This window comes from Ruegeria arenilitoris (genome assembly GCF_013030265.1).
GTDB classification, from domain to species: Bacteria; Pseudomonadota; Alphaproteobacteria; order Rhodobacterales; family Rhodobacteraceae; genus Ruegeria; species Ruegeria arenilitoris_E.
The window spans coordinates 394,176-407,966 of sequence record NZ_WPZQ01000003.1; the positions used below are offsets into that span (position 1 = coordinate 394,176).

The window sequence follows — 13,791 nt, forward strand, 5'->3', positions numbered from 1 at the left end:
CGGAGCGTGTAACATGTCGGGGTCAACACCTGACCAGGAAACCGAGCGTCCGACGTCGCTGGGCATCTATGATCGCCCGGGGCGTCCTTCGGTGACAATTATCGAGATCGTAGCCATCGCGCTGAGCGTATTATGGCTGATCGTGGCGGTGGTCTTTCTGGTCATGCCCGGTCCGAATCAAACCGGTGGGTTTGTGGTGACCCTACTGGCAGTGTTCATGCCTGTCGCGATGATCTGGGTTGCGGCCACCGCGATGCGCGCCAGTCGGATCATGCGCGAAGAAAGTGCCCGGCTACAAACCGCGATCGATGCCATTCGCAACGCCTATGTCATACAGCAGCAACGAGCAGCCAGCACCTATGAGCCAACAGTCAGCAAGAAGCTGGATGAAATAGCTGAGACCGCCAAAAACACCGAAACCGCACTGGCAACCTTTTCGTCCCAGCGTACCGAGCTGGCAAGGATTACCCCGTCGACAAACGGAACTGGTGATCAGACCTCGCTGGAGCTCGGGACTTCGGCCGAAGACATTGCGCCGCCCCTGACCACAGATATCTTCATTCGCGCGCTGAACTTCCCCGAAACTGCGGAAGACACCGTTGGGTTCGATGCATTGCGACTGGCGCTGAAGGACCGAAAGACCGCGCAATTGGTACAAGCGTCGCAGGATGTTCTGACATTGCTGAGCCAAGAAGGCATCTACATGGATGACCTGCGGCCCGACATGGCCCGCCCTGAGGTTTGGCGTCAGTTTGCCCAAGGCGCGCGAGGGCGCGCCGTCGCAGCGCTCGGCGGCATCCGGGATCGCTCCTCGCTGGCGCTGACATCGGCCCGGATGAAGCAGGATCCGATATTCCGGGATGCAGCCCATCATTTTTTGCGTCGCTTCGACAACATGATCGTGGAGTTCGAACCCGCAGCCAGCGATGCCGATCTGACCGCGCTGGGTGAGACCCGAACCGCGCGGGCGTTCATGCTGCTGGGTCGAGTCGCCGGAACCTTCGACTAGTCTTTCGGGACAGGCCAGCTCATCCGCGTTGAAATGCTAAAGCCGAACAAGTGACGAAAAGGTCCGGTTTCTTCCTGTCCCACGACCCTGAAGCCCTCGCGCGCATACAGTTCGCGTGCACGAGGGTTGGTGTCGATAACGTCCAGCTGGACTTCGGTCATTCCGGTTCGCAGCGCCTCCGCCTTGATGGCAGATAGCAGCTTCGTCCCGACCCCTTGCCCGCGTGCTTCGGCAGCCACAAAAATTCCATCCATCTGAAATACACTGGGCTGCGTTTTGCGTTCGAGCACACTCAGGATCAGACCGCGCCACGTGCCGCCAAGCCAACCATAGACCTGGGCTAGATCTGTAATCGAGCCTTCAGTCAGCCCGCCGGATGATGTTTTGAACCCGGCCAGTCCCAGCATCTGCCCATCTTTATCCCGCGCAACCAGTGCATAGTCGGGGTTCAGGACGCGCTCGAAGAACGCGATCCCGCGTTCCTCAGGACCCATGACCTTGTTGAGCTTGCCCGAAAACGCCTGCCAGAACAGGTGCGCTGCCAGACCACGCTCAGCTTCACTGAAACCGCGCGAGACCGAAACTGTCACAACCCAAAGCTTCCATAGGGAATGAACCGAACCGGATCACCCGGTTTGATATGGCGCTCACCATCTTCGATCTCGACCAGTCCTTCGGCCCAGCTGAGGCCGCTGATACGTCCCGAACCTTCTGAATGGAACACTTCAACGTGACCGTCCCTAACCCGGGCTCTCTGGTATTCGCGGCGACCCGGTTTTTTTCGTTTTTCGAAACCTGCAGGCAGCTCAAACCCCTGAGGTTCAGACCAGCCTGCCCCCGCCATGAGGCAAAGCGCAGGGCGTGCGAAAATCAGGCTACATACCATTGCTGCCACGGGGTTGCCCGGCAATCCGAATACGGGCGTTTCATTCCACATGCCCAATGCCAGCGGGCGTCCGGGTTTCAGTGCTATGCGCCATTCCTGCATTGCTCCAGCATCGCGCAGCAGGGCTGAAACGTGATCTTCATCCCCCGCCGAGGCGCCACCGCTGCTCAGGATCACATCCACATTCTGCGCTGCCTCATCCAGACAAGTACGCAGGGCCTCGCGGCTATCAGAGACACGCCCCAGATCGACCGGCACAAATCCCATCCGTTCGATCAGCGACAACAGCATGGGGCGGTTGGCATCATAAATCTGCCCCGGACCTGCGGCAGCGCCCGGCTCAACCAATTCATCCCCGGTCGACAAGACCGCCACACGCAATTGCTGACGAACAGGCACTTCAGACACTCCGACCGCCGACAGAAGCGCCAGATCCGCTGGGTTCAAGCTGCGGCCTGCAGACAGGGCCAGCTCTCCTGCCGCCACATCCTCGCCCGCACGACGCGTATTGGCACCTCGCTTCAAGGGGCCACGAAAGGCGATATGGCCGTCCTGAACCGTGACATCTTCCTCAAGTATGACCGTATCGACACCATCGGGTAACGCTGCGCCAGTAAGAACCCTGAGCGCAGAACCTTCGGTCACCTGACCATCGAATGGGATACCCGCTGCCGCCCGTCCTTCGATCAAAGGCAAAACATAGGTTCCGTCTGTAATTTCCACCGCAAATCCATAGCCATCAACAGCGGTGTTGCGCTGCGGCGGGTTGGATCGTTGTGCGATCATGTCTTCCGCAAGAATACGGCCAGACGCCTGCATCAGCGGCAGCGTCTCTACCCCCGTCACGGGCCTCAGCCTGTCGCGTAGCAACGCCAGCGCATCATCAACCGGCGTCCAGTTCACCCCTGCGGGCAGAGCGAAGCAATCGTTCTGCAAAGGCGGCGGCGCAATGTCGGGTTTGTTTTGCGAACTGGTCAATTTCAACGTTCCTTTTGTTCGCCGCCACTCAGGTCTCTGATCCGCTGGACGTGTCTGGAATACCTTGATCCTTAGACTTTGATATTTGGGGGATTGGCCTCACAATCCAACCTCCTGGAGCACAAAGTCAGCGATCGCTTGCGTGTCGTTCAGATCAAAAACCGGACGATCCAGAGTAAGTTCCGTGTCACTGGCGACTGCGCGAACAGTCTCGTCATTGGCCGCGATCAGGGGATTTCCGGGTTCTTTTCGAAAAGCCTCGATCTTGGGGTGCCGCTCGCGTTTATAGCCCTCGATCAAAATCAGATCGACAGGCGACAGGCGGCCAAGCAATTTCTCCAGTGACGGTTCCGGAGCGCCGCGAAGTTCCTGCATTAGCGCCACGCGCTTGCCTGAGGCTAACAGAACCTCACTGGCGCCAGCCGTCCGGTGGCGATAGCTGTCACGCCCCGGCTGATCGACATCAAAGGCGTGATGGGCGTGCTTTACGGTTGAAACGGAAAAACCACGCCGTGTAATTTCAGCCACCAACCGTTCCATCAATCCGGTTTTGCCCGCGTCTTTCCAACCGGTGACTCCGTATATCCTCATGCGCGCTCCAGCATGTCTTGCGCCAGTTGCAAATCATCGGGCGTGTTAACGTTAAAAAACGGATCGAATGGGTCAGCTGAAAACAGCGCCTCACGCCCGTCATGCTTGTCGGTCCACAGAACCACCTTGCGCAGCCCGTCATTCAAAGCCGCCCGCAGATCGTCCCGCAGGCCCACCGGCCAAAGCCCAAAGGTGGGGTGCCGATTGACCCGCTTTCCACCTCCGGATTTCAGCGCCTCCTCTCCGGTACGTGGTGTCGTTGCCATGACCAGAGGATGTTTCTGATCCTCAGCCGCATTCATCAACCGCATAACCAGATCGTGCGGGAAAAATGGCGTGTCGGCGGCAGCGGTCACGATGCTGTCCGCACCCTGTTCCGAAGCCCAATCCAGACCGGCCAGAACACCGGCCAGTGGTCCGGCAAACCCTTCGATCGTGTCTGCAATCACCGGTAAATCAAAATCGGCAAAGCGCGCAGGATCACCATTGGCATTCAGCGCAAGCCTGTCCACCTGCGGAGCGAGACGGTTGATCACATGGCTCAATAGGCTCTGCCCGCCAAGTTGCAGCAAACCCTTGTCTCCGCCGCCCATTCGGGTGGCGAGACCACCAGCGAGGATAACCCCCAAAGGTCGCTTCATTCTCTAACCTCGTTCTACGCCCAATGCCGCTGCCACCCTACAGTTCCTTCAGCCTAGCTGAAATGCCGATGGATAAAGTTGATGCAGGACAAACAGCCACATGATCAGCGTTCCGACCGCCAGAAACGAAGTTGCCGAGACAATATGTGCCGCTAGCTGAGGTTCCTGATCATAGTGTTTTGCCAACAGAAAGATATTCTTTGCAGTCGGCACCGCCGCCGAGACCGTCGCCGCAATCGTCCAGAGCGGATCAAGCCCCACAAGATGCGCAGCAATCAGCACAAGGCCGGGGGCGACAATCAGTTTCGTCAGGGTCAGAAACAAGATCAGAGGGCCGGTCTGCAGGATCGTACGGACGCTGGTCGTATACCCGATTGCAAACAGTGCAACTGCGGCCAGTGCCTGGCTCAGCAGTGCGAGGTAATCTGAAACAGCGTCTGCGAAACCGATCCCGGTGAAGGAATAGATGACGCCGGCCAGCGTCGCGGCGATGATCGGGTTTTTCAGGATGTTCAGGATAATCGTCGGCACAGGCGTTTTTGTCGCCGCCGATTGCCTCGAGCTGCTTTCCAGAATGGTGGTCAGCAACAACAGCAGCATCGCCACCACCAGATTTGCCAGCACGGCAGGCAGCGCCCCGCTTGCACCAAAGATCGCATGCAGCACAGGCAGAGCGACAAGCGCGGTGTTGGAGGCAACGGCCGCGAATGCCGCAACGGTGGCGGAACCAACTTGCTTTCCCAGTACCAGCCGGAAGCCGATGAACAGCACCACAAAAAGCGCCAGAAGAGTTCCCCCATAGGCAAGGTAGAAGCCGTAGTTGAGGAGGTTTTCAAACTTTTCCTGCCCGATCAGATAGAACATGATCGCTGGGATCAGGACATAAACCGCAAACTGCACCAACGACTCTGAGGTGTCCTTGGCCAACAGGTTGGTCCAGGAAAAGACGTACCCGGTAAGGATGACCGCAAAAACCGGTGCGATGAGATTAATGAGTTCCATGCAAACCCCAATCTAAAATATGGCCGGCGCTTTGGCCCGGGAAACGGGCCGCACATTGCGACACCCTAGGACATATCTTCAGGATTTTGCAGTGTTTTTTGGATCAGGACGATCCGAGCATACTCAGTCGGGGGCCGGTAAGTCTGCAGCGCTCTTCCGGCGATGCTTCTTGTCTTCTACCGCCACGGTTGCGGGGTCGACGTCTCGGACCAGTCGGTCTTCGCCAGACAGGCAGACAAACCGCTGACCACGCATGCGGCCGATCAGGGTCAGGCCAACTTCGCGCGCGATTTCGACGCCCCATGCGGTGAAGCCTGATCGTGAGGCCAGAACGGGGATGCCCATCATCGCCGTCTTGATTACCATCTCCGAGGTCAGCCGTCCCGTCGTATAGAGTATCTTGTCTTCGGCTGCCGCCCCTTCGGACAGCATCCAGCCTGCAATCTTGTCCACGGCATTGTGGCGTCCGACATCTTCCATATAGACCAGTGGACGATCCTCGCGACACAGGACAGTGCCATGGATCGCCCCCGCTTCGAGATAAAGAGAAGGGGTGCGATTGATCTTGGCCGCCAGATCATAAAGCCATGACGTCCGGACCTGGACCTGTGGCAGGCGCACATCCTCGAGCCCTTCCATCATGTCTCCGAATACCGTGCCCACGGCGCATCCGCTGGTGCGGGTCTTTTTCTTCAGCTTGTCTTCGTAAGAGGTTTCACGCGCGGTACGCACAACGACAGTTTCCAGATCGTCGTCATAATCAACCCGCGTGATCTGATCATCGGGCAGCAACATGCCCTGATTGCGCAGAAAGCCCAGCGCCAGATACTCCGGATAGTCTCCGATCGTCATTGCCGTCACGATTTCCTGTGAATTCAGGAATATCGTCAGCGGGCGCTCCTCGACCACGGAAATGTTGCTGACATCACCATTCTGATCCACGCCCTCAACTGCGCGTGTCAGGCGCGCGGCACTTGGGTCTGGCGCGATGATGTATTCCGACAGATCTGTTTCGACGGCCAATTGCAACCCTTTCACAAGCCAGCTACTGCTTTGTCCAACACCATAGGATTTAGCCATGGCATTCACCACATCCAAGTCATACTTCTGGAAGGGTTTTCGCGATGGAACCCCGTTCATTTTCGTAGCGATCCCATTTGGCACCCTGTTTGGCGTCTTCGCGACCGAAGCAGGGCTGAATATCGTGCAGACGATGGCCTTTACCGCGACGGTGTTTGCCGGGGCCGCGCAGTTTGCAGCGCTGCAATTGCTTCAGGAAAACACACCAACAGCGATCATCCTGGTTTCGGCTTTGGCGGTCAATCTGCGGATGGCGATGTATTCAGCCTCGCTGACCCCCTATCTGGGGGCCGCTCCGATGTGGCAGCGCGCTATCGCAGCCTATCTGACGGTCGATCAATCCTATGCCTGCTCGATCGTGCAGTTCGAGAAAGAACCCGATCTGACTATCCCGCAGCGCATGGCCTACTTCTTTGGTTCTGTGGCACCGATCACGCCGCTCTGGATTCTGGCCACTTACATGGGTGCCGTGCTTGGCACGCGTATTCCCGAAAGCTGGGCGCTGGATTTTGCGCTGCCAATTACGTTTCTGGCGATGATTGGCCCAATGATGCGAACGCTGCCCCATGTTGTCGCCGCGATGGTCGCAATAGTCGTTTCGCTGCTGACGGTGGCCATCCCTTACAATCTTGGTCTGCTGATCGCGGGGTGTGCCGGAATGATGGCTGGTGCGCAGGCTGAACTGATGATGGAACGCAGAAAGGCCAACGCATGAACCAGGTCGATCCAGTAACCATGTGGACCATCATCGTAGGGCTGGCTGTCGGCAGCTATACCCTGCGCTTTGTCTTCATCGGATTTGTCGGGGATCGCCCGATGCCACCATGGCTGCTGCGCCATCTGCGCTACACGGCGGTTGCGATCCTGCCTGCATTGATTGCGCCACTGGTTGTCTGGCCATCCGCAACTGCGGGGCAGCCTGATGCACCACGCATGGCTGCAGCGGCAGTTGCCCTGACCGTTGGTCTTGTCACCAAGAATGTGCTGGCGGCCATCTTTACCGGGGCCGCCACACTTTATGGTCTGCTGTATTTACTGGGATAAACCCGCTGCCTGCTGATTGAGGCGCGCATTGTTTGCTGCAAGACCTTTCTGAAGGTCCGCATCGTCATATTCCCGGTATTCCGTGGTCACGACGCCCGGGATTTGCCCGAATTGCTCTGCCAATTTGACCGGGAAAAAGGTCACATCGATCTGCTCGAACCCGGGAACCTGCTGTAGAATCCGAGAGGTGGAATTGGCGCAATAGGCCCCCGCCACCGGTCCGGATTGCTTGGCAAGCTGATAGGCAACCTCGGCCTGCTGTGGGCTGACCTCGATCGTCTGAACGAGGGCATAGTGCGTCTCGCGTGCATGCGAGCTGCGATAGGCCCGTTCAACAGCTGGGGTTATTCCATACAGGACGTCATCCTTGACTGGCACAATATCTGCCCGGAAAGAACCCGCCGGATCAAAAATTACCCGCTCGCTGGCGCCGATCATCAAGGATGTGTGCGCGCCAGACCCTGTACGGGTGTTGATCATGGTATAGAGCGTGAGTGTGGAGGGACCCGGATCCTGATAGGATCGCGCAACAATCTCAGCCTGATCGGCTTGCGGACGCTTGGATACTGCGCAGCCAGCCACGGTCACTGCCAGAAGGCAGGCAATCAAAATCCTGATCACGGATGCACTCGCCCAGATTTACGCAGCGAACACTGCCAGGAACAGGCACAGAAGGACGATCGCCACAACGCACCATGTGGTGAATTTGATGAAACCGTCAAAGGTTTTGGTTTGAACGGTGATGTCCATCTCGCCGTGCTTGTATTCAGCCATGTCTCTAGAATCCCAATTCGCGTGTTTATCGGTTGAATAATGGAAAACTCAGGGCCTGTCACCACGTCATTCCCGCGCAGGGGTGGGCAGAGCAAAGACTGAGCAGTTTGGGTAACCAAACCCCCAGCGCCATGGCAGGCCGGTGCAGGGACCCCCGCCAAAACGGACCGCCATGTACATGCCTTCTGCAGTAATGGAATGTGCCGATCGGACCTGATCTGGTGTCATGTCGTAACGGATCGCGTATTCTTCGGCATGGGCATTCCCGTGCTCTTTGACACAGGACCGCAGTGTCTGATCTGCGGATAGTCTGGCGTCAAAGCTATCTTCTGCACGTAATGCACCGCCAGCGTTGTGATAGGCTCGATCGTGAATGACGCAACAGTCTTCCCAAGGGGGGCGCTCTTCGTAAAGCCTTGCGAATTCCGGAAAGGTGTCCGCCACCAGCCGCCAGCTTGCCGACATACCGCCCGAGCATCCGTCGGTTTCAAACTCTGTCAGTTCAGCAGTACCGCGTTGTTCAATCAATGCGCGGTGGCCCGGCATTTCTACACCGCGCATCAATTCTTGCGCCTGAACGGGAACTGCCAGACAAGCCAGAACTAACGACAGTTCAGGGGCTTTCATCGCGCATTGCCTCAGTATCCACCGAAAGACCAAAGGTTGTTGCAAGCCACAGCAGCAACCGCTCACCCGGCCCCATTTCAGCGCGAACCCTCAGCACTTCGTTGGCCATCGCAGGCCGATCGGTGATCAGGCCATCCACACCCATCGAAGCCATTGCAGACATCTGCAACGGGTCATTCACGGTCCAGACGTAGATATCCTTGCCTGCATCATGAACCGACCGGATAAGGCCCGGAGTGACCATCGCAGCGTTGACGGCGACAAAATCCCCTTCCAGGCCGGACAGGTCTCCAATGGCTGTCGCGGCCAAAACACCGGAACGCCAATCGGGGCGCAGAGATTTCATCTTTTGGACAGCTGGGTATTTCAGCGACATTGTCGCAATGTCATCCTGCATTCCCAGTTCTTCAACGATCTGAATCACACGGTTTTCCAGATCGACATCATGGCCATAGTACTTCAGCTCTATGATGACCTTGGACTTTCCCTTCGCCGCACTCAGAACATGCCGCAGAGTCGGGGTGCGTTCTGTGGCATACTCCGGACCAAACCAACTGCCGATATCAATTTCAGCCACATCCTCCATCGTGGCGTCCCAGACCTTCAGATTCACGCCAGCAAGCTTCATGAAGTCACTGTCATGGGCGACGATAACCACGTCGTCTGCGGTCTCCTGAACGTCAATCTCGACCCAATCCGCGCCATCCTCAATCGCCTTCAGGACCGAGGCCATGGTGTTTTCCGGGCGCAGCGCAGCAGCACCGCGATGACCGATAACCTCGGCATGATCAGGGGCCTGAACCCGCTCGAGCAGGCCCTGCCCCATCCACAATCCAAACAGCAACGCCGCTATTGCAGCGCCAACCGTCAAAAACATGGGTGTGCGTATGTTTGCGGGTTCGGGATGCGGGATTTCACCGGTTTTGGTTTCAAAGAACCCGTCCAACAGCACCGCCAACGCACCCAGTGCAGTCGCTGCCAAAACCAGCCCGGCCAGAGACCACAGTCCAGCCACCAGCAAACTCAGGGTCAAAGCAAATCTCAGATTTACCCCATCCTGCAAAGGCACCAACGCGAATAATATGCCTGCAACAGCTGCAATCAGTGCCGCGATGACGAAACGCAGAGCCAGCCACAACACAAGCTCAACCTTCAGGCGGCCACGCTTGCCTTCCATCCGTTCAGCGCTCTGATCAAACGCGGCAGAGGGTGCACAATCTTCAAAAAGAACCAGATGCAAGGACAAAGCCCAGGCCGAGAGCTTGCGGATCAGGACCCATGCCAGTGCCAGCACGACAATCCCGATCAGAACAACGGCAACCTTAAAGGCAGGCGGGTGAAAGGTCAGATAATAGTTGATGTCATACTCGGTCAGCGTCCACCACGCGATTATTCCGGCGACCGCCACGAATGGCAGGGCCAGCAACAGAACCCGTAATATGAAGCGCACTGCAAAGCCAAACAGCGCAGGTAGACGTGACAGGATCAGACGGATGGCGGCACTGCCTGCGCGCCATGGATCACGCTCACCCATGCGCAGTGAGCCTGCCATGACAGAAAACACGAAGACTTCTGCCAGCAGAAACAGGCTCAAAACCACGATCGCAGCGATAAATCCTGCTGGGGAAAGGATGAACATTGCGATGTCCTGATCCGTCAGCGCTGTTTGATTGGACAGCGAAACGGCCAGATTTACAGCGATGGCAACACCCGGCGCGATCAGGGCCACCAAGAGCAACCGCACGGCAATATAGATCGGCACAAAGACCCGCCGCCGGGCCCAGGCACCGGCATAGGCATTTGTAACAGCTGAGAAATATGTCACGCGGCGCCCTCCTGAGTATCGCACTCATTCAAGGCTGCGAAAGCGTGAATTGCAAGTCAGGTTGTCAGGTTTCTTCCAGATCTGCCGCCAGTCGGAAACCGATACGGTTGGCAGGCTTATCCTCAACGGACTTGGGCAAGGCACGCAGCATCACGTTCAGCTGGCTGACATGTTGCACCAGTTGCGTACGTGCGCCGGCGCCATCTGAACCATAGAAGGTGATGATATCGGGATCGAAATACCCCATCCCTTCGATCCGCATCACGCCCGCGTCGCCTCCGGTAAAGCCCATGGCAACTTCATGATCGCCATCCAGCGTCTTTTCAAAGTTCTGAATGTACAGGATCAGTCGCTCATATGCCCATTGGGCGGGGCTTTTGGTTGCAACGGGCTTTTGCAGGGGCTCGGGCAGAGCTTTGGTGCCGGATTCAGCATTCGGGTTGGCATGCACTTCATAGCAGCGTGGCAACGCTGCTGCCTCGGCAGCCTCGGCCGATGTTTCGATCTTGTCCTGCATACGCATCTACCCTTTGCGCTGGTATTCCCATGCCCCGTCCACGCGACGCGACCGGCTCACAGACCCAATGTGGTAGAGATGGTTCAGGTGTGCAACCGCTTCGACCAGTGCGAGGCCATATTCACCTTCGCGAATTGGTCGCTTGAACAAGGGAGCAAAGCAATCGGCGGCGGCCTTTGGCGTATCCAGTTCGTCAATCAAACGCGCCAGCGCGCCATGGTGGTTTTCGATCAGTTGCCGCATCCGTACAGGCAATCCGGTAAACGGCAGCTTGTGACCGCCCAACACCAGTTGATCCGGATGCGCCAGCGATTGCAGACGCTCACAAGCCTCAAGCCAGTCCGAGACCGGATCGGCCATGGGTTCCGTCGCATAGACGCCCAGGTTGGGGCTGATCGAACTGATGATCTGATCACCAGTCAGCACCAGATTGTCGTCCCGACTCCAGAACGTGGCATGTTCGGGGGCATGGCCATTGCCCATATGCACATCCCAGTCGCGCCCGCCCATATGGATCACGTCGCCCTGCTTGATCCGGGTAAAGCCCAGCGGCATCGGATAAACAGTGTCCGAGAAATTGAACGGCCGCTCGGCCATACGCTTTTCAAGAACGTCCGCAGCCATACCTGCGCTGCGATAGAAATCTAGCGTTTCCTGAGGCCAGTTCTCCTGAACGTCCAGCGTCAGCATCCGGGCGAACAGCCAGGCTGTACGGCTGGTGATCAGTTCGGCACCGTGTTCTGACTGAAACCAACCCGCATTCCCGACATGATCGGGGTGGTGATGTGTCACCACGATGCGTTTGACCGGTTTCCCAGACAAGGGGCCGGACATCAGTTGCTCCCAGATGCCACGCGTCTTTTTCGATGACATGCCGGTGTCGATGACAGTCCAGCTGTCACCGTCATCCAGCGCATAGACGTTTACGTGATCCAGCGCCATCGGCAACGGAAGACGCATCCACAGAACACCATCGGCGACTTCAATGGCCTCACCCGGTGCCGGTGGTTCGGACCAGGGGTATCGGATCGCCGGAGGCTGCACGCCGTCCATCACGCGGCCAACTCATCGGCGCTGAGCGCAAAGAGGTCTTCGGCACCGTTCTGCGCCTGTGCCAGAAGGCCTGCATGTTCAGGAAGCAGAGCGTTGATGTAGTAGCGAGCCAGTTTCGCCCGCGGACCGTCCGGATCAGCCAGCGCTGCAGACAGGTGGTAGTGCCCGCCCAGCACCCGCGCGAAAGCGTTGAGATAGGCAACCGCCCCGGCGAAGCGGTTATTGAGGTCATCCTGCGACACTAGCCATTCGGTGGCTTCGCGCAGGGATTCGGTTGCTTCCCAGACCGGACCAGCCAGTTCGGGCACGGTCGCCCGGGCTTTTTCAGCCTGATCCTCGATCTCGTCCAGAAGGCGCGAGGCTGCCTCACCACCATCCATCATCTTGCGGGCAACAAGGTCCATTGCCTGAATGCCATTGGTACCTTCGTAGATCGCTGTCACGCGGACATCGCGGTAGTACTGCGCGGCCCCGGTTTCTTCGATGAAGCCCATGCCACCGTGCACCTGCACACCTGTTTCGGCGACCCGCATCCCGGTCTGGGTACCAAAGGCCTTGCCGATCGGCGTCAGCAGCGCGGCACGAGCCGCCCATTCTGCATCACCGGTCGCCTGCGCCATATCGATGGCTTGGGCGTTGGCCAGCATGATCGCTCGCGCTGCAAAGACATCAGCGCGCATTTCGGTCAGCATACGACGCACATCCGCATGATCGATGATTGTGCCGGAAGGTGTCTTGCCCTGTTTCCGCTCCAACGCATAGGCCAGTGCATGCTGGTAGGCTCCTTCGGCGGAGCCGACGCCTTGCCCGCCAACACCCAGACGCGCATTGTTCATCATGGTAAACATGGCCGCCATACCGCCATGTTCCTTGCCGACCAGCCAACCAGTCGCTCCGTCATACTGCATCACGCAGGTCGGAGAGCCGTGCAAACCCATCTTGTGCTCGAGCGAGACGACCTTGAGATCGTTCGCGACGCCGGGCTTGCCGTTTTCATCCGGAATGTACTTAGGCACCAGGAACAGCGAAATGCCCTTGGTGCCCGAAACGCCATCGGGCAGGCGTGCCAGCACCAGATGACAGATGTTTTCGCAAAAGTCGTTGTCACCCCACGAGATGTAGATCTTCTGCCCGGTCACAGCGTAGGTACCGTCACCATTAGGCACAGCCTTTGAGGACAACGCCCCGACATCCGATCCGGCCTGCGGTTCAGTCAGGTTCATCGTTCCCGACCATTCACCTGACATCAGCTTGGGCAGATACAGCTCTTTCAGCTCATCGCTCGCGTGATGTTCCAGCGCCTCGATCTGTCCCTGGCTCATTAACGGAGCCAGCTGCAGCGACAGGCAAGCCGCACTCATCATTTCGTTTACGGCGGTGGTCACGGTCATCGGCAGCCCCATGCCGCCATATTCGGGATCGCCACTCATCCCGATCCATCCGCCTTCGGCGATCGCTTTCCAGCCATCGGCATAACCAGTTGACGTACGCAAAACACCGTTTTCCAGCCGGGCTGGTTCCAGATCGCCGGGACGCTGAAGCGGAGCCAAGACCTCTTCGCACATCTTGCCCGCCTCGGACAGGATCGCGCTGACCACGTCCGCGCTGGCCTCGGAAAACTTGTCGGTGGCGGCGACCTGGTCAAACCCCACAACATTGCTGAGCAGGAACTCGTAATCGGAGATTGGAGCGCGATATGGCATGGCTTCCCTCGGAGTTTATCTGGCGCCTTGTACACATGGGCTTGGATTCCACAAGCCACGC

The 13,791-nt window shown here is 57.9% G+C and carries 16 protein-coding genes; 3 read left to right on the plus strand and 13 right to left on the minus strand.

Going from position 1 to position 13,791, the window contains the following annotated elements; all coding sequences use genetic code 11:
- Nucleotides 1-13: 13 nt before the first annotated feature.
- Entirely contained in the window at nt 14-1,009 is a 996-nt protein-coding gene (locus tag GOX61_RS07220) for a hypothetical protein (protein ID WP_170332445.1), read from the plus strand.
- Here the strand turns inward: GOX61_RS07220 and GOX61_RS07225 are convergent.
- From GOX61_RS07225 to GOX61_RS07250, 6 genes are all read right to left on the minus strand, one after another.
- Nucleotides 1,006-1,599, minus strand: a complete 594-nt coding sequence (locus GOX61_RS07225; RefSeq protein WP_367646946.1) for a GNAT family N-acetyltransferase — start codon at nt 1,597-1,599, stop codon at nt 1,006-1,008. The two genes, GOX61_RS07220 and GOX61_RS07225, sit on opposite strands and share 4 nt — an antisense overlap.
- Nucleotides 1,596-2,873: a molybdenum cofactor synthesis domain-containing protein gene (locus tag GOX61_RS07230; protein ID WP_170332446.1), complete on the minus strand. Its 1,278-nt coding sequence runs from the start codon at nt 2,871-2,873 to the stop codon at nt 1,596-1,598. The genes GOX61_RS07225 and GOX61_RS07230 overlap by 4 nt, the downstream gene beginning before the upstream one ends.
- A 99-nt stretch (nt 2,874-2,972) precedes the next feature.
- The gene (gene mobB, locus GOX61_RS07235) at nt 2,973-3,464 is read right to left on the minus strand and encodes a molybdopterin-guanine dinucleotide biosynthesis protein B (protein ID WP_170332448.1); all 492 of its coding nucleotides are present in this window, start codon (nt 3,462-3,464) and stop codon (nt 2,973-2,975) included.
- Nucleotides 3,461-4,105 carry a molybdenum cofactor guanylyltransferase MobA gene (mobA, locus tag GOX61_RS07240; RefSeq protein ID WP_170332450.1) on the minus strand — a complete coding sequence of 215 codons (645 nt, stop codon included), beginning with the start codon at nt 4,103-4,105 and terminating at the stop codon, nt 3,461-3,463. Before mobA ends, mobB begins: the two co-directional genes overlap by 4 nt.
- A 48-nt stretch (nt 4,106-4,153) precedes the next feature.
- Complete coding sequence (locus GOX61_RS07245) at nt 4,154-5,107, minus strand: AEC family transporter (RefSeq protein ID WP_170332452.1); 954 nt, start codon at nt 5,105-5,107, stop codon at nt 4,154-4,156.
- A 123-nt stretch (nt 5,108-5,230) separates the two neighbouring features.
- Nucleotides 5,231-6,187 carry a formate dehydrogenase accessory sulfurtransferase FdhD gene (locus GOX61_RS07250; protein ID WP_254436784.1) on the minus strand — a complete coding sequence of 319 codons (957 nt, stop codon included), beginning with the start codon at nt 6,185-6,187 and terminating at the stop codon, nt 5,231-5,233.
- On the opposite strand from GOX61_RS07250, the gene GOX61_RS07255 reads away from it, so the two are divergent.
- Nucleotides 6,186-6,902, plus strand: a complete 717-nt coding sequence (locus GOX61_RS07255; protein WP_170332454.1) for an AzlC family ABC transporter permease — start codon at nt 6,186-6,188, stop codon at nt 6,900-6,902. The genes GOX61_RS07250 and GOX61_RS07255 overlap by 2 nt on opposite strands.
- A complete protein-coding gene (locus tag GOX61_RS07260; protein ID WP_155149728.1) occupies nt 6,899-7,231 on the plus strand; it encodes an AzlD domain-containing protein in 333 nt (110 codons plus the stop codon). Before GOX61_RS07255 ends, GOX61_RS07260 begins: the two co-directional genes overlap by 4 nt.
- Here GOX61_RS07260 and GOX61_RS07265 read toward each other — a convergent pair.
- The 7 genes from GOX61_RS07265 to GOX61_RS07295 form a co-directional block, all read right to left on the minus strand.
- Nucleotides 7,220-7,852, minus strand: a complete 633-nt coding sequence (locus tag GOX61_RS07265; protein WP_170332456.1) for a hypothetical protein — start codon at nt 7,850-7,852, stop codon at nt 7,220-7,222. The two genes, GOX61_RS07260 and GOX61_RS07265, sit on opposite strands and share 12 nt — an antisense overlap.
- 18 nt (nt 7,853-7,870) lie before the next feature.
- Nucleotides 7,871-8,005, minus strand: coding sequence for an aa3-type cytochrome c oxidase subunit IV (locus GOX61_RS07270; protein WP_155149726.1), 135 nt, complete (start codon nt 8,003-8,005; stop codon nt 7,871-7,873).
- A gap of 66 nt (nt 8,006-8,071) precedes the next feature.
- Nucleotides 8,072-8,632: a hypothetical protein gene (locus GOX61_RS07275; RefSeq protein WP_170332458.1), complete on the minus strand. Its 561-nt coding sequence runs from the start codon at nt 8,630-8,632 to the stop codon at nt 8,072-8,074.
- The gene (locus GOX61_RS07280; RefSeq protein WP_170332460.1) at nt 8,619-10,457 is read right to left on the minus strand and encodes a glycerophosphodiester phosphodiesterase family protein; all 1,839 of its coding nucleotides are present in this window, start codon (nt 10,455-10,457) and stop codon (nt 8,619-8,621) included. Before GOX61_RS07280 ends, GOX61_RS07275 begins: the two co-directional genes overlap by 14 nt.
- 64 nt (nt 10,458-10,521) lie before the next feature.
- On the minus strand, nt 10,522-10,974 hold the full coding sequence (locus GOX61_RS07285) for a DUF6173 family protein (RefSeq protein WP_170332626.1): 453 nt from the start codon (nt 10,972-10,974) through the stop codon (nt 10,522-10,524).
- Between the two features lie 6 nt (nt 10,975-10,980).
- On the minus strand, nt 10,981-12,027 hold the full coding sequence (locus tag GOX61_RS07290; protein ID WP_170332462.1) for an MBL fold metallo-hydrolase: 1,047 nt from the start codon (nt 12,025-12,027) through the stop codon (nt 10,981-10,983).
- The gene (locus GOX61_RS07295; RefSeq protein ID WP_170332464.1) at nt 12,027-13,730 is read right to left on the minus strand and encodes an acyl-CoA dehydrogenase; all 1,704 of its coding nucleotides are present in this window, start codon (nt 13,728-13,730) and stop codon (nt 12,027-12,029) included. The genes GOX61_RS07290 and GOX61_RS07295 overlap by 1 nt, the downstream gene beginning before the upstream one ends.
- Nucleotides 13,731-13,791 lie beyond the last annotated feature (61 nt).

Excerpts from the sequence above, each read along its gene's own strand:
- GOX61_RS07270 (WP_155149726.1), bottom strand. The coding sequence starts at position 8,005 with ATGGCTGAATACAAGCACGGCGAGATGGACATCACCGTTCAAACCAAA.
- GOX61_RS07250 (WP_254436784.1), bottom strand. The coding sequence starts at position 6,187 with ATGGCTAAATCCTATGGTGTTGGACAAAGCAGTAGCTGGCTTGTGAAA.
- GOX61_RS07220 (WP_170332445.1), top strand. The coding sequence starts at position 14 with ATGTCGGGGTCAACACCTGACCAGGAAACCGAGCGTCCGACGTCGCTG.
- GOX61_RS07285 (WP_170332626.1), bottom strand. The coding sequence starts at position 10,974 with ATGCAGGACAAGATCGAAACATCGGCCGAGGCTGCCGAGGCAGCAGCG.
- GOX61_RS07245 (WP_170332452.1), bottom strand. The coding sequence starts at position 5,107 with ATGGAACTCATTAATCTCATCGCACCGGTTTTTGCGGTCATCCTTACC.
- GOX61_RS07290 (WP_170332462.1), bottom strand. The coding sequence starts at position 12,027 with ATGGACGGCGTGCAGCCTCCGGCGATCCGATACCCCTGGTCCGAACCA.
- GOX61_RS07255 (WP_170332454.1), top strand. The coding sequence starts at position 6,186 with ATGGCATTCACCACATCCAAGTCATACTTCTGGAAGGGTTTTCGCGAT.
- GOX61_RS07275 (WP_170332458.1), bottom strand. The coding sequence starts at position 8,632 with ATGAAAGCCCCTGAACTGTCGTTAGTTCTGGCTTGTCTGGCAGTTCCC.
- mobB (WP_170332448.1), bottom strand. The coding sequence starts at position 3,464 with ATGAGGATATACGGAGTCACCGGTTGGAAAGACGCGGGCAAAACCGGA.
- GOX61_RS07260 (WP_155149728.1), top strand. The coding sequence starts at position 6,899 with ATGAACCAGGTCGATCCAGTAACCATGTGGACCATCATCGTAGGGCTG.
- mobA (WP_170332450.1), bottom strand. The coding sequence starts at position 4,105 with ATGAAGCGACCTTTGGGGGTTATCCTCGCTGGTGGTCTCGCCACCCGA.
- GOX61_RS07295 (WP_170332464.1), bottom strand. The coding sequence starts at position 13,730 with ATGCCATATCGCGCTCCAATCTCCGATTACGAGTTCCTGCTCAGCAAT.